Origin of the sequence: Nibribacter ruber (assembly GCF_009913235.1) — a bacterium.
GTDB classification, from domain to species: Bacteria; Bacteroidota; Bacteroidia; order Cytophagales; family Hymenobacteraceae; genus Nibribacter; species Nibribacter ruber.
Window position 1 is genome coordinate 1,547,985 of sequence record NZ_CP047897.1, and the last position, 24,966, is coordinate 1,572,950.

Consider the following 24,966-nt stretch of genomic DNA (forward strand, 5'->3'; position numbering starts at 1 on the left):
TTCAAAAACTCAAATTCAGGATGGATATGTAGTGATTAGTAGTGGCACTTAGAACATTCTGTACCACCGTTAGACGCAACTACAAAAGCGCCTTTAGATTGCTTTTCATGCAACTTCACCAAGTTGTCATAGTAAGCGTTGCCCTCTGTATTCAGAGGCGTGTTGCGGTGACAGTCAATACACCAGCCCATTGTTAATGGAGAGAACTGTGCTACCACTTCCATGGTCTCAATAGGACCGTGGCAGGTCTGGCACTCAATACCGCCCACTTTGGTATGCTGAGAGTGATTGAAGTAAGCCAGGTCAGGCAGGTTGTGTACACGCACCCACTCAATAGGCTTGTTGTTTTCAATGGCGCGGTAGATTTTCTGAATCTCTGGAGACTCCTTCTTGATCTGGCTATGGCAGTTCATACAGATGTTGGCAGAAGGAATATTCGCGCTACGGCTCTTGTAAACAGATGTGTGACAGTAGTTACAGTTGATCTGGTGGTCACCAGCGTGCAACTTATGAGAGAAGGCAATTGGTTGCTTTGGCGCATATCCTTGCTGAATACCAATCCCCATCACTTTGTCAATGGTCAGGTCCAACACCACCACTACCAAGATCAACCCTACAATAACGCGAACTGCTTTAGACTTATAGATGTTAGCGAAGTTAGTACGCTGCTCCAGCATTTCCTGCTCAGAACCGGTCAAATCGCCTTTGTTTTTCAGGTAGCCTTTTAATACAGAGGCAATGATCAACAAGGTAATCACCAACACAATCAGAACCACCACCAAAGCTACCAGGATAATATCCATGTAACCTCCTACGGCGCCAACGGCATTCTCACCAGTGTTTTTACCTGGCTCGGCACCTGGTACACCTTCGTTTCCTGCGGCAGCTGCCGGGGCGGCGGCGCTCTCCTGCTTGATGTAGGCAACAATAGAGTTGATCTCTTCATCAGAGAAAGCAAAAGATGGCATTTGCTGCTTGGCATATTTCTCATATACGGCAACGGCATCCTTGTCTCCGCTTTGAATCAGGGCGCTGGAGTTTTTAATCCATTTCTGCAACCAAGGCAGCTTTCTTCTTTCATGGACATTTTTCAGACCAGGGCCAACCACCACTTCATCCGTAACCGAGTGACACTGCACACAGTTATTTTTGAATAGGGTAGCACCTGCGTCAACCACTCCTGGATTTTCTGTAGGCAGAGCGCCTGCAGAAGCGGCACCCGCGGCCGGAGCCGTTGAACCTGGGGTCACCCCTGCCGCTCCAACATTGGCCTCCTGCTGCGCAAATACAGTGGTCAGGGCAAAGAAGAAGAGGATAAAAGGGAGGAAGAAGGTATATTTTGCTCTCTTTTTGCAGCTAATCATAGCTAAAATATAGTGTTAAGTATGGTGAAAGTACATTACGGGCACAAACTTACTACCCGCTAGGCATTAATCAAACTCAATATAGCTTATTTTTGACGTATCCAGATAGCCTCCATTTTACCCCTCTGCTAAACCCTAAAAACCACCATTTTAGGCCAATTTTCAACTATTTAGAAATTGTATAAATTACTTTCAAGCCCCCGTTTACATGGCGCAAACGTAACATTTTCTGCAAAACTCAGACAGCCCTCCCCCATTCCCTCAATGACAAGAATCATCCGGCTTGCTGTTTTGCATCTCCCTTTAGTTTGCCTGCGGGTTAATTAGGCAGTTCGCCACGCCTAATTTCGTTTTTGGGCAATTTTTCCTAGAACAGGGCAAAACGAACATCTTCCGTAGTCTATTATATATGGTGTCTCTAAGATTTCCTAATTCCCTCACCAAAGAGTAGAAAGGAGTTGTTTGTATAATAATGAATTGCTCAGTACCTTTGCACCTCGAACCAAAAACTATTTCTTAAAAGAATGGCTTTAAAAAATTACGAAACGATCTTCATCATGACCCCGTTGTTGAACGAGGTGCAGATGCAGGAAACGGTCGAGAAGTTCAGACAGGTGCTTAAGGAAAATGGCGCCGACATCATCCATGAAGAGAACTGGGGTCTTAAAAAACTGGCGTATCCAATCCAGAAAAAGAACACCGGCTTCTATCACTTGGTAGAGTTCACTGCCCCTGGCACTGTGGTTGATTCTTTGGAGTTGGCGTATCGCCGCGACGAGAAAATCATCCGCTTCTTGACTACAGCCCTAGATAAGCACGCAGTTGCTTACAACGAACGTCGTAGAAACGGCGAATTCAAATCAGCCAAAAAAGAGAAGGAGGCTCCTCAAGCGTCATGAGTTTAGTAAACGAAAAAATCCACAAGCAAGACACGCGCAAGAAATACTGCCGTTTCAAGAAGAACGGTATCCAGTATATCGACTACAAAGACGGTAACTTCTTGCTGAAATTTGTGAACGAGCAAGGCAAATTGTTGCCTAGACGTTTAACTGGTACCAGCTTGAAATTCCAGCGTCGTGTATCACAAGCAGTAGCCCGTGCCCGTCACCTGGCTATTTTACCTTATGTAACTGATTCTTTAAAATAGGAGGTAAATCACGATGGAAGTTATTCTAAAAGATGACGTTAAAGGCGTTGGCTATAAAAATGATATCGTTGTAGTGAAGCCAGGTTTTGGCCGCAACTACTTGATCCCTCAAGGTCTTGCCGTAATGGCAACTCCTTCTGCCCGCAAAGTAGTAGCTGAGAACGTTCGTCAGGTAGCACACAAAGCTGAAAAGATTCAGAACGATGCGCAAGACCTGGCCAACCGCATTGGTGAAACCGTTCTTTCTATTCCGGCTAAAGCTGGTGAGACCGGTAAAATCTTTGGTGCTGTAACCTCTCTGCAAGTTTCTGAGGCTCTTAAGGCTCTTGGATACGACGTAGACCGCAAGCGCATTGACTTTGACCAAGAGGTAAAGTCTTTGGGCGAGTACACTGCCACTTTGAACCTACACAAAGAAGTGAAGCACCAAATCCGTTTCAACGTAGTTGAGGCGTAAGACCTGCTAGCTTTAGATAGTATAAACCTCCTGCCCTCCAAGGCAGGAGGTTTTCTTTTTATTACCCAACCCAGAAATCCCATGGCGGCATACAAGGCACTCATCTTTGATTTTGACGGCACACTCTGTGCCACCAGAGACTCAATTCTGTATAGCTTTGAGAAGACCTTTGCCCATTACCAAGCCACTGCACCGGCGGCAGAAGCCGTCATGCAGGCCGTAAGTACCGGCGCCAGCCTTCCTAATATTCTTCCGCAGCTGCACCCTGTCTTACCGCAAGAAGAACTACAAGAATGGGTGACTACCTACCGCCACATCTACTCTACAGAAGGCACCAAGTTCACTACTCTATTCCCGGGCACGGAACAGCTTTTGCAAACGGCCCACGCCACAGGACACATCTGTATTGTCATTAGCAACAAAGGCCAGCGCGCCATAGAAGAAGCCTTGACAAAATATCATATTGCTGGGTACTTTGACCTGGTCATTGGAGACGACCCAAAGGTACCAATTGAGAAAAAGCCTCATCCCATGGCCTTTCAGGAATTAATTGTCCCCCGCTATCCGCATGTACAACCCCAGCAGTTTCTTATGATTGGAGACACCCATGCAGACCTGGGCTTCGCTAACAATGCCGGGATAGATGCTTGCTGGGCCGCCTACGGGTATGGCGACCAAGACCTGTGCCTGGAGCAGGCACCCAGGTATATCATCAGGCAGCCTTTAGACGTTAAGAATATCCTGTAAGGCTGAAACACTTCAAATACACCTATTGTTATTCAGCTAAAATCAGAGGCATATGCAGTTCAGGACAGAGCTATTCCCTACTCTCAGCCCACATCCCATCTCTCTTGACCAGGGCGTGATGACCCTGGGTTCCTGCTTCTCAGATGGGATGGGCCAGCAGCTGCAACAGTACAAGGGTAGAGCGCTGGTTAACCCCTTCGGGACGGTGTTTAATCCGCTGTCTGCTCATGCCCTCCTCACCAGAAGCATTACCTACAATACCCAAGACCTGCACACGGGTTTGGTAGAACGCGAAGGCCTCTGGTTTCACTATGACTTCCATTCCTCTTTCTCCCATTCACAAGCAGAAGGCCTGTTGGCACAGCTTACGGAGGCCATTGAACAAACGCATCGTTTTCTGGAAAAGACGCGCGTGCTGCTGTTAACCTGGGGCACCGCTTTTGTATATGAGCGATTGGATACTGGCCAGCCGGTCTCCAACTGTCACAAAATACTGCAGAAGCAGTTTACCAAGCGGCTTCTTACGGTAGAAGAGATTCTGCAAAGTTTTCAGCAGATGCAACAGCTTCTCCAGGCCAGTTTCCCAGCTGTGAAGACGGTCTTAACCGTGAGCCCGGTGCGCCATGCAAAAGACACCCTGGTGTTGAACAGCGTCAGTAAAAGCACTCTAAGATTGGCGGCCCACGTAGCACAAGAGCAAATGGAACACGTTTCCTATTTCCCGGCGTATGAACTGTTACTTGATGATTTAAGAGATTACCGCTTTTACGGCTCAGATTTGTTGCATCCTTCCCCCATTGCTGAGGCTTACATTTGGGAGAAATTCGCGGCAGCCTTCCTGGACCAGGAGTTCAACCAGTTTATTAAGACGTGGCAGCAGATTCAGCGGGATTTGGCACATCGGCCTTTTCAGCCAGAGAGCCAGAGCCATCAACGGTTCCTACATCAGCTTCTGGCTAAACTACAATCTCTGGCAGAGAAGGTAGATGTACAGACTGAGATAGAATTTGTAAAAAGTCAAATCAAAAATAGCTAATGATCGTTTTTGGCTTGTTTTCTGGAAAAGAGACCAAAAACAGCTGTTGAGAACGGCCACCATTAAGTACAAAATAACTCTTCCCGAGGAAATTGTCCAGTTTTTATCTTTTCATAAAGGAGAATGCTTTTTAGTCTCGCAAGTCGCCCAGATACTCCATTCCTAAAAAATAGTTTATCATTCTAAAAAGAATCTAATAAGGCTAAAGAAAGAATATTACACTTAAACCCTCATTTTGAGGCTTTTCGCTTCATTACCCACTTTCACCTCATTGTACTTTTAAAGTATTATTCCCAATTTTGTAATGCCATAACAGCCCCGGCTGCCATTGGTAACCAACTCATACTGTACCTACAAACCCTTTAGAAGTGAAGAAGCTAATTTTGTTGGGTGGTTTGTGGCTAACCTGTGCCGCTACTGCTTTCTCCAATGATGGAAACGATTACTGGGAGCGTCTAAACCGCACGCATCCAGAGGCCAACCTGACCTCTATTTTGAACTCCAAAACGGGGTCTAAAGACAAGAGCGTAGCCGGTTACCGCCTATCTGTAAAATATGATGGCAAGTTTAGAGCCATCAGCGCCGACAATCTTTTGCTGCTGGAAAGCCAAGGCATGAAAAAAGGCGAGTTGAGAGCCTACAAGTATGAGATTCTGTTCCTTTCTGAAGGCCAGGAACTGTGGCTGCCCATGAAAACCATCATGGTAGAGCAGTTACAGTTGGAGTTGCAGAAAGATGAGCCGGTGTTGTTGTACACGACTGTTTTAGAGAACCCAGAACAAGAAGACTTCCGCCAGGTAACGCTCCTGGTACAAGACTTTAACCCAGAGGTGAACTAATCAACTTCTATTTACGGGCGGTTTTTACGACCTTTGTCACAAACGGCCCGCTTTGACTCCTGAACTAGAATTTCAATTACCCATAGATGACGTCCCTGAACGGGTTACCCTGTTCGCGGACGTCATTTTGCCTTTGCCCCTGCCCAAGCTCTACACTTACCGCATTCCCTACCAGATGAATGACGAGGTGCTGGTGGGCGCGCGGGTATTGGTGCAGTTTGGGTCTAAGCGGGTGTTGAGTTGCGTGGTGGCCAGAATCCATGAGCAGCCCCCGGCAGACTATCAGGCCAAATACCTGTTAGAAGTCATTGATGAGAAGCCCGTAGTCACAGAGCCCCAGCTCAAGCTCTTCCTCTGGATGGCCGACTACTACCTTTGCACCCTAGGCGAGGTCATCAATGCGGCACTGCCTTCTGCCCTGAAACTGAGCAGCGAGTCCAAGATTCAGTTGCACCCAAACTTCAAGGAAGAAACCAATGAGTGGCCATTGTCTGGGCATGAAGAGAAAATCATCTTCGCGCTAAAGCAGAAACCTCATCTCACGTTCACCGAAGTGGGCAGTCTGCTGCAGCTCACCAGTTTCCATAAGATCATCAAGTCGCTATTGCTCAAAGAAATCATCATCATTTTTGAGGAGATAGCAGAGAAATATGCGCCCAAGGTGGTAAAGAAGCTCCGGCTGGCGCCCATGTTCACTGAGGACGAGGAAACCTTAGAGGAACTGTTCAACCAGCTAGCTTCCAAACCCAAGCAACTAGATGTACTGCTCAAGTACGTACAACTGGTGCCTCTGCTGCAGGACATGCATACCAATGAGGCGGGCATAGATAAGAACATCATCACGTCAAATCCGCATTTGTCGCTTTCGGCTATCAATACCTTATTAAAGAATGGGGTACTGGAGCAGTTTGACATGGTGGTGAGCCGTTTTCCAATGGTAGAGCGCGGGCCCTACGTCATGCCAGAACTGTCTACTGCGCAGGCGGCTGCCCGTGATGGCGTCTTGGAGAACTTCGCGCAAAAAGACACGGTGCTGTTGCATGGCATCACGGGCAGCGGTAAAACCGAAATCTACATAGACCTCATTCAGAAAGCGGTAGAAGCCGGCGGACAGGTCCTGTATCTTTTACCGGAGATTGCCTTGACTGCCCAGATTGTGACCAGGCTCAAGCGCGTGTTTGGGGATAGGCTGGGCGTGTACCATTCCAAGTTCTCAGACAACGAGCGCGTAGAAGTGTGGAACGGTATTCTGTCGGGGCGTTTTCAGGTGGTGATTGGGGTGAGGTCCTCGGTGTTTCTGCCGTTCCATGGCCTCTCCCTGATCATTGTAGACGAAGAGCATGAACCTTCTTACAAGCAGCATGAACCAGCGCCGCGCTACAACGCCCGCGAGGTAGCCTTGATGATGGCCCAGTTTCACGGCGCTAAAACGCTGCTGGGCTCGGCCACGCCTTCCATTGAGAGCTATTACCACAGCCTGAGCGGCCGCTGGGGACTGGTTACGCTTACAGAGCGCTTCGGCGAGGCCACGCTTCCTCAGATTGACTTGATAGACGTACGCCAGGAAGGCCTCAAGAAGAACATGCTCAGCCACTTCTCCCAAAAGCTGGTTCATAGCATTGAAGACACGCTGCACAAAAAAGAACAGGTCATCTTGTTCCAGAACCGACGTGGCTACGCCCCCTTTATAGACTGCAATGAATGCGCCTGGATTCCCAAGTGTAAGAACTGCGCCGTCTCGCTCTCCTATCACAAGTTCTCCAATGAGCTGCGCTGCCACTACTGCGGCTATACAGAGCGCAAGCCCAATGACTGCCCGGCCTGCGGCTCAACCATGCTCAAGACCGTGGGCTTTGGCACGGAGAAGATAGAGGACGAACTCAAATTGCTCTTACCGCAGGCCCGCATCCAGCGCATGGACCTGGACACCACCAAGAAGAAGAACAGCCACCAGCAGATCATTGAAGACTTTGAGAACCTGCGCACCGATATTCTGGTGGGCACCCAGATGGTGACCAAGGGCCTGGACTTTGAACACGTGAGCCTGGTGGGCATCCTGAGCGCTGACAGCATCATCCACTTCCCGGATTTCAGGGCGCATGAGCGGGCGTTCCAATTGTTTGTGCAGGTAAGCGGCCGCGCCGGCAGGAAAGGAAAGGCGGGCAGAGTATTAATTCAGACGGCCAATCCCAACCAGCCTATCTTCCAGAAAGTGATTGAGAATGACTACCTGGGCTTGTATGAACAGGAGATTGCCGAGCGACAGAAGTTCCGGTATCCGCCCTTTGTGCGCATCATCCAGATTACCATCAAGAACCCAGAGGCCCGGCCCGCTGAGAATGCCGCCATTGCCCTGGCCAAAGACTTGGGTGACCGCCTGGGAAGGAAATCTGTACTAGGTCCAGAGGCGCCGCATATCTTTAAGATACGCAACCAGTTCTTGCAGGAAATCCACATCAAGCTGGACCGGGACAGCGGTAACCTTAAGTTCACCAAGAAGCAGATTCAGGAAGCGGTCTTCCAACTCACCCAAAACAAGGAGTTCAAGAATACGCGTGTGGTCCTGGACGTAGACCCGGCCTAAGCCAACCTACATCTTTCAGAAAAAGAAGTGGTTACCTGTCTCCTTGTCCTGGCGATGGTGACATGGCACCCAATTCACTCCTTTTAGAACGCTAAACTATTCCAAGGTTCAGCTTCATTATTCCGTTTTTAGGCTCTTTTCTGGAAAAGAGTCTAAAAACGAATCCGGTTCATCTCACTTTTTTTGCGTCTTATCCCGCCTTTGTCCGTCTTCATCCTGAAATACGGCTTTTAACATTTTCTTAACTTCTTGATAAGCAACGTTTTTCTGAAATTTGCATCTATATAATCAGAAACGCTACCGCAACGGGAGCCTCCTTCTAAAGAAAATTTTAAAAAAATTATACAAGTACTACTATGAAAATGTCAATCACTACCATCGTTTCCTGCTTAGCAGTTTGTTTAAGTGTAACCGTAGCTCCTGCGTTTGCCGGCAACACGCCAAGCGGTCCTACTACCCGCACTACCAAAGTATTCCAGCAGGTGTTGGCCACAGAGAACCTACGCATCCTTTCCCTGGAACTAGCCCCAGGCGAGCAACTGGATTTCCACACGTCACCAGAGCAGGAAGCCTATGCCGCCTCTGCCGGCACCTTGCGCATCACAGACGCAGACGGTGCTCAGAAAGAAGTAGACGTGAAAGCCGGCGACCGCCTGTGGGGAGACCTCTCTTACTTCCAGAATGTGAACACTGGTTCCAAGACGTTAAAAATCATGCTTCTGGAGCGCGCCAAGTAAGCTTTCAGATTTTTTTAAGCTTATTTCCATATCAACTTAAACCTTAGGTTTTTACGCCCGTAAAACTAAGACATTCACACTCTATTTCAGCTTAAAAGTAGTCATTTGCTATCCGCTTGCGCTCTGGCTTAGACTACTTTTAAGCTATTTTTTTGCCCATTCTAAACTGGCCGGTGCCTGCCTCCGGACCCATAGAATCCCTAAAGAATTCCGGTTTCACAACCCTTCCCTTCTCACGTTTTACCGGATGGCCTCTTCTGACTGGTAACTGTCTGTTAAACATAAGATAGGCAAAGAAAAAGGCGATGGGACAAGGGCCATAGAAACAGGCCACCCGGTTCACGCCAGCTATGTCCGGTTCACTCCGGTTTAGTCTCGGTTCAGTAGGGAATTGGCCCGCTTCCTCTGCTTTGGGTTGTGAACGCGCCAAGAGCCCTGCATCTTTGTATCACCAATCAGGACCACAACCACTGGATTCCCTCTTCAACGGTTGCTTTCCCTAGGTACTTGATAGGTTACTGGCTTAAGCAGTACAAAAAATTAAGGTTTTGTTAGAGTTTTGTTTGTTAGTTTGGTGTGAGGAGCCCGGATTTTGTCCGGGCTTTCATTCTTTCCGACCCTCCCGATTTTCCCTTCCTTTTCTTTCGTTTTTCGCCTCTTTTCTGTAAAATAGCCTGAAAACGCGCCTGCTGTTAGGCCATCTACCTGTTCTCTATGGCTTGGATTAAAATCTTTGAAAGCGAGGCGGCTGCAAAGTCTGCCATTCCGGTTACCAAAGCCAGGGCGGTAGTGGTGCAAGGCCAAGAGATTTGCGTGGCTCATACCGCCGCCGGCCTGTTTGCCGTAGACAACGTCTGCCCTCACCTAGGCGATGCCCTCAGCCGCGGCACCACTAACTACCTCAATGAGATCATCTGCCCCTGGCACAGCTACCGTTTCCACCTGCAGACCGGCGAGGAATGCCGCGGCCGCACCCAACCCTTGAAGAGATATGCCCTGGAAACCCGCGAAGACGGCCTATACGTAGAGGTGCCAGAACCTACTCCTGCTTAACATTCGTTTTTGGCTTCTTTTCCAGAAAACAGGCCAAAAACGGTACTCGCATAAAAAAGGCTCACCAAAACTAGGTGAGCCTTTTCTGCAAGAATCGTGTGTCTTATGTCCTTTGTATTATATCAAAGACTATTGACCCACTAGGAACACGGCGTTGCCAAACATGAGCTTGCCGCCCTGCCAGAACGCCCTGAACAAAGGATTGTCCAGCAGGTAGACCACCTGGCCTCGGCCCATTTCCTGTACGCCCAGTACCAAGCCGTTTTCTAGTTTTTCTGATACGTTGGCCCCCACAAAACCCGTGGCGGCGGCTGGTTCTTTGATTACGCCCACGTTCCAGCCATCTTTCAGGTACTGCGGCAGGTTGTTGGTTCTTACCAGAGCCGTATAGATACCGCCATACCCAAAGGCCAGTGGATGGGTATTGTCCAGGGCCACTCTAAACACAGAGCCTTGCACTTCCTCAGAGATGGATTCCCGCTCGCGGTTGGCGTATTTTTTCAAGTCTGCTTCTGTGGGTGCCCTTTTAGCCGAGGTAGAATCTACGGCTCTCTTCTTAAGCGAGAAATCAGGCTTGTCGGCTAAAAAGTTGGCGGCGCTTTCCAGGGCAATCAGTCTGCCGCCAGCGCGTACCCAGTCCTTCACCTTGTTCATGGTCTTTTCCTCCAGAATGCGGCCGTAATTACCGGTGGGTAGAATAAGCACGTCAAACTCATGCAGCGGCACGTTGGCAAAGTAGTCACTGCCCAATACAGTCACCGGGTAGCCCAACTGCTGCTCAAAGAAATGCCAGATCTCCCCGAAACCGTAAGCAGAAACGCCTTCGCCGGTCAACAGCGCTACTCTTGGAGCTTTAATGTACCGGATGTTCCTAGATCCGAAGTCGCCGCCGCTGGTCACAAAACCGGTGGTAGACGCCGTTAATTTAATTCCTAAAGAGTCGGCGGCTTTGGTTACGCGTTGGTCAAAGGCCGCGCCCAGGTTCTCATTGCCGGTTCTGGTGATGATGAGCGAGCCAGCGGCAAAGGTCTCTTTGTTCTGCACGAAGGGCACCTCGGTATAACGCACCCGCACGTTGGCTTTCAAGAGAGCGGCCAGAAACCGCATGTCCTGCACGCCGTTCCAATGCGCCAGATAGGCATAGGCTCCGTTAGAAACAGGATTAGCCACCGCCGCAGCAGGCTTGGTGTCTTTCATGCCAATTCTGGAGGTAAAGGCTGCGCCTTTCAAACCATAGGCGTACGGCAAGGCCCACGCCGTGATGTCATAGGTTACTGAATCTTCCAGGCGGGCGCTGGGGTCAAACAATACGTTGAGCAAGGTTGATTTTGGCTGATAAGAACTGATGACCAAATCGCCGGCCTCGTATTTCACGCTCTCGGTTTTGCCGTTCTGGTAATTGAAGCCTTTGGCGCTGCCCCCGTTGCTGGCGTACCCGTACTTGATCTGCTGACGGTCCAGGTAGTCAGTTAATTCCCGTACGCGTCCTTCTTCGCCCTTCATCTTAAACACGTAGCTGCGGTAGGTGCCAAAGGGCTTGGTCTGGCTGTCTGAGAAGAACTTCTTGAACTCCTTCACTACTTGCTCCTGCTTGTCTGAGATGGCCTCAATGGTGGCTAAGCTGGCGGTGTAGTGGTGGGCAATGCGGTCACTCAAGGTAAGGCTGTCGCCGTCTGATTTCTGGATGACCACGCCCGCTCTGCCTGAACCGCCCTGCTCATAGGTCATGGCAATGGCGCCCTGGTAGGTAGGCCAGGTATCACCGTAGCTTGGGTAGAACAAGTCAAAGCTCTCGCGGGTGAAGTACAGCCAGTTGTTCTTGTCAAAATATTTGCGGTTGTACTCGCCCATGACGCCCTGGAACTCGCGCTGCCAAGGGGTGATGGCATCATGGTATGGTTTGGCAGACGGCGCGAAGTAATACGGATTGTCTACGCCCTGCTCATGAAAGTCTGCGTGAAGTTGGGGCAGCCATTGGTTGTACACCACGCCGCGCTGCTTGGACTCAATCTGCGTCTGCCAGGCCCAGTCACGGTTCAGGTCAAAGTAATAGTGGTTGGGGCGTCCGCCGGGCCAGGGCTCATTGTGCTCCCAGGCCCACGGCGAGGCATTGGGCTGTTGGTTACGGGCTCTGTTGTACCACTGAGTGTAGCGCTCCCGGCCGTCTGGGTTCACGCACGGGTCCAGAATGACCACGGTATTTTCCAGCCACTTCTGGGTCTGCGCATTTTTAGGGTCCAGCAAATCATGCAGCACCTGCAACACCGCCTCAGAACTCACAGACTCATTGCCGTGAATATTGTAGCTCAGCCAGACAATGGCCGGCTGCTTGCCTCCGGTAGGCTGGCCGGCCATAAGACCGGCGTTCTTTAAATTGTTGGTGCGTATCTCCTCCAGGCGCTGCATGTTGGCGGCAGAAGAAATGGTGGCCAGCAGCAACGGTCGGTTCTCATAGGTCTTGCCGTAGGTCTGCAGCTTCATGGTGGCAGGATTCTGCGCGGCCAGGTAAGTCACATAGTCTACCAGACGGCCATGGTAGGTGAACTGGTCACCTAGCTTGTAACCCAGAAACTGCTCAGGCGTCTGTAGCGTTTGGGCTCCACTCACATGCGCCCAGCATAGAAACAAGCCCAGGAAGAACCCAAACTTGCTGCGAATATTTATCATAGAAACAGATAAGGAAGTGTAGAATGATTGTCAGAAACTAAGCTCCAAAGTCCGAAAAAATTGGCAGACCACCAACCCTTCGTTTTTAGCCCCTTTTACGCAAAACAGGCCAAAAACGACCACCCCATCCTCCTAAAACCAAGAGGCTCTGCCTTGCTCCCCAGCCTACCATGAAGAGTGTTCATAACTTTAGAAGTTTAAGTAGGGGAAACTGTACAAATCCTTGTCTAGAAATAGAACATACCTCGTATACAGGGGAAGTTTCAAAAGCCTCACATTTACTCATCACCACAAAATCAGTCACTATGAAATTAACCAAAGTACTCTTCCTATTTCTGGCCAGCGTCTCTATGCTTGCCACCAGCTGTTCAGATGACGACGATGAGAACACCCCAGGGGTAACCGATGATTGCGTACTCACCTCAGCCACTTCTACAGAGGACGGCGTTACGTTCACCTCTACGCTGGGCTATGACAATGACCGCAGAATTTCTTCTGTGAAGATGGAAGGCGATGACCCTATTGAAGGAACGGTGACCTACAGCAACGGCAAGCCCGCTAAGTTTGACGCACCTGTCAGCCCCTTCGGGTTTCCTGGGTTTATTGAATACGTTTACAACAATGCCGGGCAGCTTTCTCAGATGAACGGATTCGTCTCTCTTTTACCAACCTCGCCGGTACTTCGCTATGCCTTTGAATACAATTCAGCGGGGCAGGTGACAAAAAGCACCACGTTTTTAAATACCAATCCCACGTCGCCAAGCGCAAGCTTAGAGCAAGTTGAATACTCCACTTTTACCTATGACGCCAATGGCAATATTTTAAAGAAAATGGACTATTCTGGCACTGGAACGGGCACGTTGGAGCTGACCACTGATTACACCTATGACAGCAACGTAAACCCAATCAATGCCTTAGAGAAGCTTGTAAGCGGCTACAGCACCCCTAATAACATCTTAACTGCTGTTGTGAAAGATGCAGAGGGCAATGTTCTGCAAGGTGATTCTTATAGCCGTGTGTACAAGTACAATGCTAATAACTACCCTACAGAATATACAGAGACAACGCAAAATGGTGTAGTTACTACCTATAAAGCTAGCTATAACTGTAAATAAATAGTGCTTATCACCAGTAGAAGCCCGCCTCTTATTCTAGGAGGCGGGCTTTTTTTTAACGTCGTTGCCAACCCAGGGCAATGAAGCCTCCTGCCAAGAGACTTGGCACCAGAGATGGAACGCGTTTTTGGCCTCTTTCTCAGAAAATAGCCCAAAAATGAATGTTGCCCACTAGGGCAGAATTCTCTAATTTGAGGCACCAACACTAACAAACCCCTTACCTATGAAACTACTCCTTTGGCGCTGCCTGCTGCTCATGCTGGTCCTTTCCGGCAGCCTGGCCCAGGCCCAGACGCTCACAGACTCGGCTTACATCAGGGAAAATTACCTCAAAACCGAACACCAGATACCCATGCGCGATGGCACCAAGCTGTTCACGGTGGTGTACGCTCCCAAAGACAAAAGCCAGAAATATCCCATTATGATGAACCGTACGCCCTACTCAGTGGCCCCCTACGGAGCAGACAAGTACAAGACCAGCATAGGACCGTCTTCAGACATGCTCCGCGAAGGCTACATCTTCGCCTACCAGGACGTGCGCGGCAAGTACATGAGCGAGGGAGATTTTGTGAACATGGCGCCCATCAAAACCAAGAAGGGCAAGAAAGACACAGACGAAAGCACCGATACCTATGACGCCATAGCCTGGCTGGTGAAAAACGTGCCTAACAACAACGGCCGCGTAGGCCAGTGGGGCATCTCCTACCCGGGCTATTATACCACCGTGGGTCTGGTGAACAGCCATCCGGCCTTAAAAGCCTCCTCGCCGCAAGCACCCGTAACCGACTGGTTCTGGGACGATTTCCATCACCACGGCGCTTTCTTTTTGCCGCACGCGTTTAACTTTTTGAGCAGCTTCGGGCAGCCTAGGCCGCAGCCGTCTCCCACCGGTGCGCCGCGCTTCAACCATGGCACGCCAGACGGCTATGACTTCTTCCTGCGCCTGGGTCCGTTGAGCAACGCCAATGACTTGTACCTCAAAAACCAGGTCTCCTTCTGGAATGACATTGTAGAACACCCCAACTATGACAGCTTCTGGCAAGCCATGAACATACGGCCGCACCTGAACAAGGTGCAGCCCGCCGTCATGACCGTGGGTGGCTGGTTTGACGCCGAAAACTTATTTGGCGCCCTGAACACCTATAAAACCATTGAAGCAAAAAACCCGAACGCCTACAACACCCTAGTGATGGGACCCTGGTTCCATGGTGGCTGGTCCCGTTCCAGCGGCCAGACCCTGGGCAAAGTGTCTTTCTCCCAAAAGACCTCAGAATTCTACCGTCCAGAGATTGAGGCCAAGTTCTTCAGGCACTACCTGAAAGGCAGCGGCAAAGGAAAGCCAGACCTGCCCGAAGCCTACATGTACAACACCGGCGCTAACCAGTGGCGCGAGTTTGCCGCCTGGCCTCCCAAAGAAGGAAAGGAGCAGTTCCTGTACTTCGGGCCGAACGGTCAACTGAGCTTTACCAAACCCGCTACCACCGGCACTGGTTATGACGAGTTCATCTCTGACCCCAACAAGCCGGTACCGTTCTCAGAAGAAACCACCGTAGGCATGACCCGCGAGTACATGACCGATGACCAGCGTTTTGCCAGCCGCCGCCCAGACGTTCTAGTATATCAAACCGAGGTTTTGACCGAAGACGTGACCCTGGCCGGTGAAATCCTTTCGGCGCTCAACATCTCCACCACCGGCACAGACGCTGACTGGGTAGTGAAACTGATTGACGTGTACCCAGACACTGCCGTACAGAACGCCCACAATCCGGCCAACGTGAAAATGGGAGGCTACCAGCAAATGGTGCGCAGCGAGGTGTTGCGCGGCCGCTTCAGAAACAGCTATGAGAAGCCCGAGCCGTTTACGCCCAACCAAGTGACAGCCGTCAACGTGCCTCTGCAAGATATCCTGCACACGTTTAAAAAAGGCCACCGCATCATGGTGCAGGTGCAGAGCACTTGGTTTCCGCTGGTAGACCGCAATCCGCAGAAGTTTGTGCCCAACATCTACAAAGCCAAACCAGAGGATTTCCAGAAAGCCACGCACCGCGTGTACTTCAGCCCGGCGCAGCCCTCTTACCTAAAAGTGAAGGTGCTGTAGATTTCTTCATCTTTCAATGCACAAGGCCGCTCCCTCAGAAAGGAGCGGCCTTTTTGTTTTTGGTCAGTTTCCGGTAAAACAGCCCAAAAACGCTTCTTTTCAGGTGGCAGAAAAAATATTTTATTTTTTTTTCAAGAAAAGTGGTTCTTCATCTTCTCTTCATCTTGACATCCTAGTTTTGACGCAGTAATCATTTAAAACCCCTACACAAGATGAAAAAGCTAACTCTATTTGCCGCCGCACTTTTTGTTGCCGCCGCTTCTTACGCGCAGACTACTACTTCTACCACCACGGGCACTACCCAAACCACCACGCATGGCCAAACGGTAAGCACCACTGCTAAAACCACTGTTTCTGGCCAGGCCACGGTAGATGGCACCAACAAAGGTGAAGTAGTGAGCGCTGTTGCCAAAACCAAGGATGCTGGCGTTCAGAAAACGGAGAAGACGGTAAAAGCCAAACAAGAAAAGGCCAAGGCGAAAAAGCAGAAGGTAAAAGAAACCACTGCCAACACCCAAGCCGAAGCAGAGGTAAAAACCAAAGCCGAGATTGAAGCAGCTAAAGCCCGCAGAGAGGAACTGAAAGCCCAGGAGAAAGCCGCCCGCAAAGCCGCTCAAGAAACCCGCACCGAAGCCGAAGTGAAAGCAGACGCTGATGTAGCCACCGCCAAAGAAAAACAAGATACCCACGGCCAGACCGTAAGCACTACCGCCCAAACCACTACTGAGGCCGGGGTGGCCAAGGGAGAGGCCGTAAGAACGGTTGCCAAAAAAGAAACCACCAAAGTAAAACGCAGCGCCCGCCGCACTGAAGCTGGTGCCAACGCCAACGTGAAAGCCACCGGCGCCTCGCGCAGAGGCAAAGTCTCTACCGGCATTTCTACCAAAGGCGTTCGTCCGGTGAAAGTGAACACCGCTACCAGCATCCAGGTTGGTAAACAATAATCCCCCAGTCCAGGTCACTGCCGGGCAAGCGGCAGTGACCACTTTTTTCACCTAACACACCTTTCCTATGAAACTGTATCTGGCACTTATTTTGGCGTTTAATAGTTTGCTGGTGACTTCTTTTCCGGCGTATGGTGCCCCTTTGACCATACTTCTGCGGTTGCATGAACCAACAGACACGCCCAATCCGTTACCTCTCAAAGCCTAACACCCACTCAGCAAAAAAATAAAAACTGCGGCAAGACGATGCTCTTCATGTTCCCTTCATCTTGCTCTCTTATTTTTGACGTACGTATCACCCCCAACCACCCTACCCCCATGAGAAAGTTGACCTACATTCTACTAGTTCTTTTTACTGGTAACGCCACATACGCACAAGTTACAGGCCCGACCACAGACAAAACAGATACCCACGGCCAAACCGTAAGCACCGCAGCCCGGGCAACGGCATCTGGTGAAGTTTCTGCAGACGCAACCGGTAAAGGTGAATACGTGCGGGAGATGGCCCGTTCCAAAAAAGCCGAAGCCAGCCAAGCAGCCAATGCCTTTACCAAAGAAACGCAAGAAGCCGCTGCCGCTCGTTTCCAGGAGCTGTCTGAAACACAGGCATCTTTGGGAGTTAACACCCAGGTTGTCTCTCCTGAAGAAGGCGCGCTGACCAGTGAAACAGCTCTTACGGGTTCATTGCTGGCGCAAGGCAAAGGTCAGGGCAAAAGCCAGGACAAAGCCAAGGCAGAAAAGAAGGAGGTGTCTAAAGAAAAGGCTTCTGACAAGACCCAGAAAGAGCAGGACAACCATGGTAAGAAGGTAAAGGCTACAGCCCAGCAAGCCAAGGAGGACTCCAAAGAAAAAGGCCAGGACGTGAAAGAAGTGGCCAGCGCCAAACGCCAGGAGAAACCTGAGAAGGTAGAAGCTGGTGCCAAGGCAGAAGTAGAAGTGAAAGCGCCTAGATCTGCGGCCCGCCCAGGAAGAGGTGCCGCCCGGGCCGTGCAAGGTAGCGCCGCTGGGGCCACCAAAGCCGTGGGCAATGCCGCTAAAGCTGCCAAGCCGGTAAAAGTAGGCGGCAAAGTGGGCGTTGGCTCAGTGATCAAAGTAGGCAAAAACTAAAAAATACACCGTTAGCATATCCCCCAATGCTACCCGTCGCTTCTGCCCAGTGCAGAGGCGACGGATTTTTTATCCACTCACGTAACCCATGCAGATGAAAAAAGTAATTGGATTCTGTTTCCTTTTGGCGCTAAGCCTGACCTCGGCTGCCCAGACAGACAAAAACGGTTCTTCTACGGTCTCCTCAGGGCCTAGAGCCACCACCCCGGAAGACAACAAAAAAGGCTGGTGGACCCTGGGCCTTGAAAGCGCCAACAACGCCTCTTTCTATGGCCGCAACACCGCCATTCAATATCCTTACATAGCAGGCTCCCTCACCTATACCCACAAGACCGGGCTCTTCCTGTCTGTGATGTCCTATCAGTTGTTTGACACCGAGGACGTGATAGACGAGACCGATCTTTCTGCGGGCTACGCGTTTAAACTAGGCGAGCGCTTTGACGGGTCTGTGAGCTACACGCGCTTCTTCTTCGGGAAGAACACTCCTTTAATTCAGGCTGTCACTTCCAATGCCGCCACCGCTTCTGGCAACTATGACTGGAAGATCCTGTACACGGGTCTTACCACCAGCTACGTGTTTGGCGGCAGCAATGACATCTTCACCGTATTGGACAACTCGCGCTACATTCCCCTGGACCCGCTCTGGAAAGGTAAGTTCTCAGTAGGCCTGGACCCGAAGGTGAGCGTGATTGCGGGTACCCAGGAGTTTGCCGAAACCCATACCACCGTCACCCAGAACAAGAAGAAAGGCGGCGTCCTGGACCCGGTCCTGCCCATTGGCAACGGAAACGGCAATGGCAACAACGGCAGTACTACCACCACCACCACTACTACCACGTCTAAGCGCTTCAGAATCTTGAACTATGGCTTGCGCGTGCCGTTGGTGGTGAGCGTGGGTAATTTTGAGTTTGAGCCGGCTTACCGGTATGCCATTCCGGTGAACAAAGTTGAAGGCGATGAATCCAAGCCGCAGTCTTTTTACTCCATGAACCTTAGCTATACGTTTTAAGCTATCTTCGTCTAAAATTGAGTTGCCATGCACGTATTGATTATAGAAGATGAAGCCGGTCTGGCCAATGAGCTGGTGCACTTTCTCACCAAAGAGCATTACACCTGTGACTGGGCCTCCAGCGGCCGCGAAGCCTCTGAGAAGATTGCCGTCAACCTCTATGATTTCATTCTCCTAGACTTGGGCCTGCCCGATTATGACGGCCTGGACCTGCTCGCCGAAACCAAGCAACTGGACCATGATCCTTCTGTGATTGTGCTCACCGCCCGCGGCGCTCTGGAAGACCGCATTAAAGGCTTAGGGCTAGGCGCCGATGACTACCTGCCCAAACCCTTTTCTTTACTAGAGTTGCAGGCCCGCATGCAGGCCGTCGTGCGCCGAAAGTTCAAGTTAAAGACTTCCGTAGTGGCGTTTCAGGGGTTTGAGTTGGACACCAGTTCGCGCCGGGTTTCTTACCAGGACCAAGAGATTCTCCTCACCAAAAAGGAGTTCGACCTGCTGCATTACCTGGTGCTGCACCGCAACCGCATCTTAACCCGGCTGCAACTCACAGAGCACATCTGGGGCAACATCCTGGAAGACGACTACGACTCCAATTACATAGACGTGCACATCAAGAACCTCCGCAAGAAACTCTCCACCCACGCCCCCACTGACTGGCTGGAAACCGTACGTGGCGTAGGCTACCGGTTATCTGCGTAACCTTTTTTAATGTGCTAATGTGCTATTTTTTAATTTGAAGATGTGGAAATTTGGAGATGTGAAGATGTGGAAATCAGGAAATGATATTCTACCGCACTTCAATAAGGATGCACCGTAAGCACTGTTGCTGGCCTGTCCTGCCTTCCCTTGTTGGTGTTATCACCAACAAGGCCAATAGCCTCATAATATTTTCCACAACCCTATGCGTTTTTGACCTATTTTCGCCTAAACAAGCCAAAAACGATCCCTCCTCAATCCATTTGCACATCTTCACATCTCCAAATTTTCACATCAACAATTAGCACATCAGCACCTTAATCCATTAGCACATTAACCCATGCGTCTCCAGTCCAAACTTGCCTTGTTTAGTGCTGCTTCTAAGGTGGTCATTCTGCTGGTTTTGATTGCGGCGCTTCCTACGCTGGTGAACAAAGTGGCCTTGCACAACGCAGACGTGAGGCTGCAGCAGAAAGAGGAGATTGTCTATCAATTAATAGGAGACCGGGGCATTGAAACCTACATCCCGGAGGGCACCACCAGCTACGGGAGTTACAACCTGCTCAAAGAGGAGTTCGTCTCTTTGGAGGAGGTCAAAAGCGGCAAGGTCAACAACGGCATCAGCACGGCCCTGCGCAAAGTAGAAGGCGAAGTGGTAGAATACCGCCTCCTCTCCAGCACTTTTGACTTAGGCCAGAAGCGCTACCTGCTAGAGATTGGCCGCAGCACCGAGACCATTGGCGAGAACAGCCAGACGCTGCAAAGCTATGCGCTCATCTTCTTGGTAGCCGTGGTCTTGATTACAGTCTTCGTGGATTTGGCCTATAGCAAAGTGCTCCTGAAACCGCTTACTTTGATTGTGCGCCGCCTGCAACGCGTGGAACATCCTACCACCTTCAAACCGCACGGCCTCAACACCTCTACAGATGACTTCCTGTACCTCAACAACACCATCAATGACATGATGGGCCAGATACAAGAGGCGTTCCAGAAGGAGAAGGAGTTTATTGGCAATGTGTCACATGAGTTGCTCACACCCATCTCCATCATGCAGAACCGCTTGGAGAACCTACTGGCAGACCCAGAAACGCCAGAGGCCATGCTAGAGAAACTGGTAGACAATCTGCGCACCTTGCACCGCCTGAAAAGCATCATCCAGGCCCTGCTCTTGATTTCCAGAATTGAGAATGAACAGTATCTGAAAGATGAAAGCGTAAGCCTGGAGTCTTTGGTGCGCGAAGTCTGCGATGAAATCACGGAGCGCGCCGAAGTAAGGGAAGTCAACCTGGAAGTGCACGTACCCAAAGACTTCATACTGCCCCAAGCCAACCAGAGCCTGCTGTTCACCATGCTGTTCAACGTGGTCAACAATGCCATCAAGTACAATAAACCGGGCGGCACCATCACCATCAGGGGCGAAGAGAAACCGGAGGGCTACACTTTGTGCGTGGCAGATACGGGCGTGGGTATTTCGGAGGAGGCCTTGCCCTTCATCTTCAGCAGGTTCAAACGCTTTCATGCTCCAGACGGCGAGAGCCACGGCCTGGGCCTGCCCATTGTCCAGACCATTGCCGGCTTCCATGACATTACCTTACATGTGCAGTCCAAACTAGGCGAGGGCACCTCGTTTTGCTTCCAATTCAAAGGCGCTTAATCCGTTTTTGGCCTCTTTTCCAGAAAACAGGCCAAAAACGGCCCTGTATCACTTTGCCCGTGTGGCTGGTAAATCCGTACCTTCACAACAGTATCACCTCAACAAGAAGTAGCATGAAGATAGGATTTATAGGATTAGGGATTATGGGTAGCCGTATGGCCGCCAACTTGCAGAAAGCCGGCCATGAGCTGGTAGTGTACAACCGCACCGCCTCCAAGGCAGATGAGTTAGTAGCCAACGGCGCGCAGCTGGCTTCCTCCCCAGAAGAAGTGGCACAACAATGCCGTCTGGTCTTTACTATGCTCTCTACGCCAGATGCGGTAGAAGAAGTAGCCACCGGCCCACAAGGTTTTCTGAAGGTTTTACCCGGCAACTCTCTCTGGGTGGACTGCAGCACCGTGAACCCCTCCTTTACCGCTCGCATGGCCCAAATAGCATTGAAAATGGGACACCGTTTTGTAGACGCACCCGTATCTGGCTCCCTGATGCCCGCGCAGAATGGCCAGCTGATCTTTTTGGTTGGTGGCGAGGCAAAGGACGTGGAAGAGATCAGGCCGCTGCTGGACGTGATGGGCAAAGCCGTGACGCACGTGGGCGGCCACGGCCAGGGCGCCAGCATGAAGATGACCGTGAACATGCTCATGGGCCACGTAATGGCCGCCTTTTCCGAAGCCTTGACCTTGGGAAGTTCGCTGGGAATCTCTGAGGAGGTGCTTTGCCAAACCTTGCTTTCTGGCCCGGCCGCAGCCCCCTTCCTGAAACTGAAGGAAAACAAGCTCCTCACGCGTGATTTCTCTCCGGAGTTTCCGTTGGAATGGATGCACAAGGACCTGCATCTGGCCAGCGTGACGGCCTATGAGCAAGGCGTGGCTTTACCCGGCCTGCAAACCGTCAAAGAACTCTACGCCCAAGCCAAACAAAACGGCCTAGCTGACCAGGATTTTTCCTCTATTTACAGTTTCCTAAAAGGCTAAGTCTGTACTGTACCTGCCAGCGAACAGACATAATTCCAAATACCATAAACCCGTTTTTGGCATCTTTTCTGGAAAAGAGGCCAAAAACGGGTTTTGATTTCTACCATGGCGTAAGCGTCCTTCATCAGAAATCAACTGCTTTCAAACTATTGGCAGAAAAATCAAAAAGCAGCCTAAATCACGTCACTCAGATAGAGCGTGGTTTTGATGGTGGCGGAGTCGCGTTTTACTTGGAGTTTGAGTTTGCGGCCGGGCTTGCTTTGGAACAGGCTCAGGATTTCTTCCAGGGACTTGGTGGCGCAGTTCACGCCGTCAATGGTGAGCAGGGCATCGCCCTTTATAAGGCCCGCCTTGCTGCTGGCAGAGTTGGGAAGCACATCAGAAACAGTGTAGTAATTTAAACCTGGGATGGGCGTGACAATTTCCAGCCCGCTCAGGTTAAAGTAAAACGGCGAGCCGTACTTGTAGTTCTGGGTCAGGAACATCTGGCCGTTCTGGTAGTCCATCACCACTTTGAACCGTTGCAGAATGTCGGCGCCCAGGTTGCCATTGCGGTTTTTGAGATTGAGCGCGTGCTGGATGGAGATGGAATCTGGGAACGAGGCCGGAGGGCGCTTCAGCAGGAAGCTTCCCAGTTGCAGGCTTTCTACGCGGCCAATGCGACCATGGATTTCACCGTTCAGGCCGCGGCCCAGGTAAGCTTCAATGTTGGGCTGTGGTATTTTCAGGGCGGCAATGGAAGGCAGGTACAGCAACATGGTCGTGCTCAGGCCACTGTCAATGACCAACCGGATGGGGTGCTTTATGCCGTCTTCAGAGGTAATGACCGCTTTCACGTAAGGCTTGGCGTCTTCAATGAAAATGGGCACCCGGCTGGCCTTTTTTAGCCGTTTCTTGGGGTAGGTGCCGGGTTTGAACAGCGTTAAGACCCGGTTCTGGTAGTCAATCTCAACCACAAAATTTTTAAACAGGGAGTAGCCAATGATGCCGTGTATCTCCACCCCCAGCCGCGTAGAAAGGCTGAAGATGTTCTCCATGAGCACCAGCATCTGCTGGCCCTTGGCCTCAATCCCAGAAAAGTGGATGCGGTTGCCCGAGGAGTTCATCGCTTTGATGCCTTCGCCCTTGCCTAGGCCGCGCAGACTCAGAGGCCGCACATTGTTAAGGGTAATGGAGTCAAACTTGCCCAGCTGCGTGAGAAGCGATGTCTCCACGCCCGTATCTACCACAAAATTGAGCGGCTTGGAGTTGTTGATGTTCACCGGAATGACCACCAGGTTGTGCACCAGCTTGAACGGGATCTTGACGAAGTTCTTAGAAGCGGGGAATTTAAACTCCTCCACCTCTACCTGTTGGGCAAACGCCGCGGTAGTTGTCAAGAGAAACCACAATATCCAGAAATGACGTAACCGCATGAAAATTGATCTCTTTAGACAGGAAGCCATTACTAGCCGACAGGTGTAGTAATATAATCAACTTCTGATTAATTACATACAAATCTCCCTATATTTATAAACTATGCTACGGCCGTATGTCCGTTTCTAGGGAGCCTGGCTTCCCATCTGGCGCTGTCGGGCCTGGTCATCCTTAAAAACCAGACGCCTTTTTTGGGCTGTTTTCTGGAAAACGGGCCAAAAACGGCAGCAACAGCAAGCGCCAAAGAAGTTCTTTTGTTAACTTGCTGTTTTTAAAGAATCTTCTGCCATGAGCGCCGCTATCTACCAACAGTTCCTTTCCCAGGTTTTCTCACAAGAGGCAGCCACTCTGCACACTAGACTCACGCCTTTATACCAAGAGCTGGAAGAGGCCTTGCAGCAGGCCCGTCCTGGCAGGTTAAGCCAGGAGTTGGTAAGTTTCAAATATGAGCGCCTGCGCCTGGGCATTGCCATTACCTTGTTGCAGCTGCTCACAGACCTGGGCGGCGACCAGGACAGCGCCGAAGTACGCGACCTGCTGATAGACGCCCTGGACGCGCCCAACGTGCAGGAGATTGACAAGCGCATCCAGAAAAAAGGTCACCTGTTTGAAGAACTCTACACCGATTTGTACGTGAACGCAGAGGCCGAGCACGTGCTGGCCCTATTTGAGCGTACCCTGCAAGCCTCGTCTAAAGAAGAAACAGACGAGCTCCTGGAAGAAGCCCTGGAACTAGCTCATGACTTGGAGATTCAGCCCGGCCATGATGAGGATGAGGACGATGATTCTGAGGGCAACCCTGCGTAACCTGCCGTTGCTTTTCTCACTGCCATGGAGATAACGCTCACCACCCCCGCCCTGCTGTTCCCGGCTTTGTCTTTGTTGCTGCTGGCGTTCACCAACCGGTTCATGTCTCTGGCCAAGCTCATCAGGGATTTAAAGCACCGGTACCAGACCTCGCACAGCCATCTGGTGTTCGGACAAATCCAGAACCTGCGTACGCGGCTCTTCTTGATCAGAAACATGCAGGCCATGGGCATTGCCAGCATGTTCTCCTGCGTGCTGTGCATGTTTATGCTGTACAGAGGCTGGCAGACTGCCGGTGAAATCATCTTCGGTGTCAGCCTGGTGCTTTTGATGGTGTCAATGTCCCTCTCCTTCCGGGAAATCCAGATTTCTGTAAAGGCGCTTGAACTAGAATTGAGCGACCTGGAGCAGGGAGAAGCCAGCGGACCGTTGGTGCTTCCTTAATAATCTGTCCCTGCGCCGGTTCCTGAAACGGATGCCTGCTAAATTTGCCATTACTTTTATCGTTTTAC

The 24,966-nt window shown here is 50.8% G+C and carries 23 protein-coding genes; 20 read left to right on the forward strand and 3 right to left on the reverse strand.

Going from position 1 to position 24,966, the window contains the following annotated elements; translation table 11 throughout:
- Positions 1 to 35: 35 nt before the first annotated feature.
- Positions 36 to 1,364: a c-type cytochrome gene (locus GU926_RS06540; RefSeq protein ID WP_160690161.1), complete on the reverse strand. Its 1,329-nt coding sequence runs from the start codon at positions 1,362 to 1,364 to the stop codon at positions 36 to 38.
- 524 nt (positions 1,365 to 1,888) lie between these two features.
- On the opposite strand from GU926_RS06540, the gene rpsF reads away from it, so the two are divergent.
- From rpsF to GU926_RS06585, 9 genes are all read left to right on the forward strand, one after another.
- Positions 1,889 to 2,263, forward strand: coding sequence for a 30S ribosomal protein S6 (gene rpsF / locus GU926_RS06545; RefSeq protein WP_160690163.1), 375 nt, complete (start codon positions 1,889 to 1,891; stop codon positions 2,261 to 2,263).
- Positions 2,260 to 2,511, forward strand: a complete 252-nt coding sequence (gene rpsR / locus GU926_RS06550; protein ID WP_048921044.1) for a 30S ribosomal protein S18 — start codon at positions 2,260 to 2,262, stop codon at positions 2,509 to 2,511. The genes rpsF and rpsR overlap by 4 nt, the downstream gene beginning before the upstream one ends.
- A gap of 13 nt (positions 2,512 to 2,524) precedes the next feature.
- Positions 2,525 to 2,968, forward strand: coding sequence for a 50S ribosomal protein L9 (rplI, locus tag GU926_RS06555; protein WP_160690165.1), 444 nt, complete (start codon positions 2,525 to 2,527; stop codon positions 2,966 to 2,968).
- An 81-nt stretch (positions 2,969 to 3,049) separates the two neighbouring features.
- The gene (locus tag GU926_RS06560) at positions 3,050 to 3,715 is read left to right on the forward strand and encodes an HAD family hydrolase (RefSeq protein ID WP_160690167.1); all 666 of its coding nucleotides are present in this window, start codon (positions 3,050 to 3,052) and stop codon (positions 3,713 to 3,715) included.
- A 52-nt stretch (positions 3,716 to 3,767) separates the two neighbouring features.
- Positions 3,768 to 4,751: a GSCFA domain-containing protein gene (locus tag GU926_RS06565; RefSeq protein WP_160690169.1), complete on the forward strand. Its 984-nt coding sequence runs from the start codon at positions 3,768 to 3,770 to the stop codon at positions 4,749 to 4,751.
- A gap of 368 nt (positions 4,752 to 5,119) precedes the next feature.
- Positions 5,120 to 5,590 carry a hypothetical protein gene (locus GU926_RS06570; protein ID WP_160690192.1) on the forward strand — a complete coding sequence of 157 codons (471 nt, stop codon included), beginning with the start codon at positions 5,120 to 5,122 and terminating at the stop codon, positions 5,588 to 5,590.
- Between the two features lie 52 nt (positions 5,591 to 5,642).
- Positions 5,643 to 8,174, forward strand: a complete 2,532-nt coding sequence (gene priA / locus GU926_RS06575) for a replication restart helicase PriA (RefSeq protein ID WP_262886156.1) — start codon at positions 5,643 to 5,645, stop codon at positions 8,172 to 8,174.
- Between the two features lie 356 nt (positions 8,175 to 8,530).
- Positions 8,531 to 8,911, forward strand: a complete 381-nt coding sequence (locus GU926_RS06580; RefSeq protein WP_160690194.1) for a hypothetical protein — start codon at positions 8,531 to 8,533, stop codon at positions 8,909 to 8,911.
- A 714-nt stretch (positions 8,912 to 9,625) separates the two neighbouring features.
- Positions 9,626 to 9,964, forward strand: coding sequence for a Rieske (2Fe-2S) protein (locus tag GU926_RS06585; protein ID WP_160690196.1), 339 nt, complete (start codon positions 9,626 to 9,628; stop codon positions 9,962 to 9,964).
- A 129-nt stretch (positions 9,965 to 10,093) separates the two neighbouring features.
- Here GU926_RS06585 and GU926_RS06590 read toward each other — a convergent pair whose 3' ends face one another.
- Positions 10,094 to 12,631, reverse strand: coding sequence for a M14 family metallopeptidase (locus GU926_RS06590; protein WP_160690198.1), 2,538 nt, complete (start codon positions 12,629 to 12,631; stop codon positions 10,094 to 10,096).
- Between the two features lie 305 nt (positions 12,632 to 12,936).
- Between GU926_RS06590 and GU926_RS06595 the strand changes: the two genes are divergently transcribed.
- The 9 genes from GU926_RS06595 (at position 12,937) to GU926_RS06635 (ending at position 22,231) form a co-directional block, all read left to right on the forward strand.
- Positions 12,937 to 13,746: a hypothetical protein gene (locus GU926_RS06595; protein WP_160690200.1), complete on the forward strand. Its 810-nt coding sequence runs from the start codon at positions 12,937 to 12,939 to the stop codon at positions 13,744 to 13,746.
- Positions 13,747 to 13,969: 223 nt separating this feature from the next.
- On the forward strand, positions 13,970 to 15,844 hold the full coding sequence (locus GU926_RS06600) for a CocE/NonD family hydrolase (protein WP_160690202.1): 1,875 nt from the start codon (positions 13,970 to 13,972) through the stop codon (positions 15,842 to 15,844).
- 212 nt (positions 15,845 to 16,056) lie between these two features.
- The gene (locus tag GU926_RS06605; protein WP_160690204.1) at positions 16,057 to 16,788 is read left to right on the forward strand and encodes a flotillin family protein; all 732 of its coding nucleotides are present in this window, start codon (positions 16,057 to 16,059) and stop codon (positions 16,786 to 16,788) included.
- A gap of 67 nt (positions 16,789 to 16,855) precedes the next feature.
- The gene (locus GU926_RS06610; RefSeq protein ID WP_160690206.1) at positions 16,856 to 16,996 is read left to right on the forward strand and encodes a hypothetical protein; all 141 of its coding nucleotides are present in this window, start codon (positions 16,856 to 16,858) and stop codon (positions 16,994 to 16,996) included.
- Positions 16,997 to 17,106: 110 nt separating this feature from the next.
- On the forward strand, positions 17,107 to 17,895 hold the full coding sequence (locus tag GU926_RS06615; protein ID WP_160690208.1) for a hypothetical protein: 789 nt from the start codon (positions 17,107 to 17,109) through the stop codon (positions 17,893 to 17,895).
- Positions 17,896 to 17,989: 94 nt separating this feature from the next.
- Positions 17,990 to 18,904 (forward strand): hypothetical protein, encoded by a 915-nt coding sequence (locus GU926_RS06620; protein WP_160690210.1) that lies wholly within the window; start codon positions 17,990 to 17,992, stop codon positions 18,902 to 18,904.
- A gap of 27 nt (positions 18,905 to 18,931) precedes the next feature.
- Positions 18,932 to 19,606: a response regulator transcription factor gene (locus GU926_RS06625; RefSeq protein WP_160690212.1), complete on the forward strand. Its 675-nt coding sequence runs from the start codon at positions 18,932 to 18,934 to the stop codon at positions 19,604 to 19,606.
- 337 nt (positions 19,607 to 19,943) lie between these two features.
- Entirely contained in the window at positions 19,944 to 21,257 is a 1,314-nt protein-coding gene (locus GU926_RS06630; protein ID WP_160690214.1) for a sensor histidine kinase, read from the forward strand.
- Between the two features lie 59 nt (positions 21,258 to 21,316).
- On the forward strand, positions 21,317 to 22,231 hold the full coding sequence (locus tag GU926_RS06635; RefSeq protein WP_262886157.1) for an NAD(P)-dependent oxidoreductase: 915 nt from the start codon (positions 21,317 to 21,319) through the stop codon (positions 22,229 to 22,231).
- Between the two features lie 173 nt (positions 22,232 to 22,404).
- Here the strand turns inward: GU926_RS06635 and GU926_RS06640 are convergent, their stop codons facing one another.
- Positions 22,405 to 23,646 carry an aspartyl protease family protein gene (locus tag GU926_RS06640; RefSeq protein WP_160690218.1) on the reverse strand — a complete coding sequence of 414 codons (1,242 nt, stop codon included), beginning with the start codon at positions 23,644 to 23,646 and terminating at the stop codon, positions 22,405 to 22,407.
- Positions 23,647 to 23,935: 289 nt separating this feature from the next.
- Here GU926_RS06640 and GU926_RS06645 point away from each other — a divergent pair, with 289 nt between their 5' ends.
- Positions 23,936 to 24,454, forward strand: coding sequence for a hypothetical protein (locus GU926_RS06645; RefSeq protein WP_160690220.1), 519 nt, complete (start codon positions 23,936 to 23,938; stop codon positions 24,452 to 24,454).
- 24 nt (positions 24,455 to 24,478) lie between these two features.
- Positions 24,479 to 24,898 carry a DUF2721 domain-containing protein gene (locus GU926_RS06650; RefSeq protein WP_160690222.1) on the forward strand — a complete coding sequence of 140 codons (420 nt, stop codon included), beginning with the start codon at positions 24,479 to 24,481 and terminating at the stop codon, positions 24,896 to 24,898.
- Positions 24,899 to 24,966: the final 68 nt, after the last annotated feature.

Bases quoted from the DNA above. Each gene is read 5' to 3' on its own strand.
- rpsR (WP_048921044.1), top strand. From the start codon at position 2,260: ATGAGTTTAGTAAACGAAAAAATCCACAAGCAAGACACGCGCAAGAAA.
- GU926_RS06630 (WP_160690214.1), top strand. From the start codon at position 19,944: ATGCGTCTCCAGTCCAAACTTGCCTTGTTTAGTGCTGCTTCTAAGGTG.
- GU926_RS06585 (WP_160690196.1), top strand. From the start codon at position 9,626: ATGGCTTGGATTAAAATCTTTGAAAGCGAGGCGGCTGCAAAGTCTGCC.
- GU926_RS06625 (WP_160690212.1), top strand. From the start codon at position 18,932: ATGCACGTATTGATTATAGAAGATGAAGCCGGTCTGGCCAATGAGCTG.
- GU926_RS06590 (WP_160690198.1), bottom strand. From the start codon at position 12,631: ATGATAAATATTCGCAGCAAGTTTGGGTTCTTCCTGGGCTTGTTTCTA.
- rpsF (WP_160690163.1), top strand. From the start codon at position 1,889: ATGGCTTTAAAAAATTACGAAACGATCTTCATCATGACCCCGTTGTTG.
- GU926_RS06580 (WP_160690194.1), top strand. From the start codon at position 8,531: ATGAAAATGTCAATCACTACCATCGTTTCCTGCTTAGCAGTTTGTTTA.
- GU926_RS06640 (WP_160690218.1), bottom strand. From the start codon at position 23,646: ATGCGGTTACGTCATTTCTGGATATTGTGGTTTCTCTTGACAACTACC.
- GU926_RS06615 (WP_160690208.1), top strand. From the start codon at position 17,107: ATGAGAAAGTTGACCTACATTCTACTAGTTCTTTTTACTGGTAACGCC.
- GU926_RS06620 (WP_160690210.1), top strand. From the start codon at position 17,990: ATGAAAAAAGTAATTGGATTCTGTTTCCTTTTGGCGCTAAGCCTGACC.
- rplI (WP_160690165.1), top strand. From the start codon at position 2,525: ATGGAAGTTATTCTAAAAGATGACGTTAAAGGCGTTGGCTATAAAAAT.
- GU926_RS06595 (WP_160690200.1), top strand. From the start codon at position 12,937: ATGAAATTAACCAAAGTACTCTTCCTATTTCTGGCCAGCGTCTCTATG.
- GU926_RS06540 (WP_160690161.1), bottom strand. From the start codon at position 1,364: ATGATTAGCTGCAAAAAGAGAGCAAAATATACCTTCTTCCTCCCTTTT.
- GU926_RS06605 (WP_160690204.1), top strand. From the start codon at position 16,057: ATGAAAAAGCTAACTCTATTTGCCGCCGCACTTTTTGTTGCCGCCGCT.
- GU926_RS06600 (WP_160690202.1), top strand. From the start codon at position 13,970: ATGAAACTACTCCTTTGGCGCTGCCTGCTGCTCATGCTGGTCCTTTCC.
- GU926_RS06560 (WP_160690167.1), top strand. From the start codon at position 3,050: ATGGCGGCATACAAGGCACTCATCTTTGATTTTGACGGCACACTCTGT.
- GU926_RS06645 (WP_160690220.1), top strand. From the start codon at position 23,936: ATGAGCGCCGCTATCTACCAACAGTTCCTTTCCCAGGTTTTCTCACAA.
- GU926_RS06565 (WP_160690169.1), top strand. From the start codon at position 3,768: ATGCAGTTCAGGACAGAGCTATTCCCTACTCTCAGCCCACATCCCATC.
- GU926_RS06610 (WP_160690206.1), top strand. From the start codon at position 16,856: ATGAAACTGTATCTGGCACTTATTTTGGCGTTTAATAGTTTGCTGGTG.
- GU926_RS06650 (WP_160690222.1), top strand. From the start codon at position 24,479: ATGGAGATAACGCTCACCACCCCCGCCCTGCTGTTCCCGGCTTTGTCT.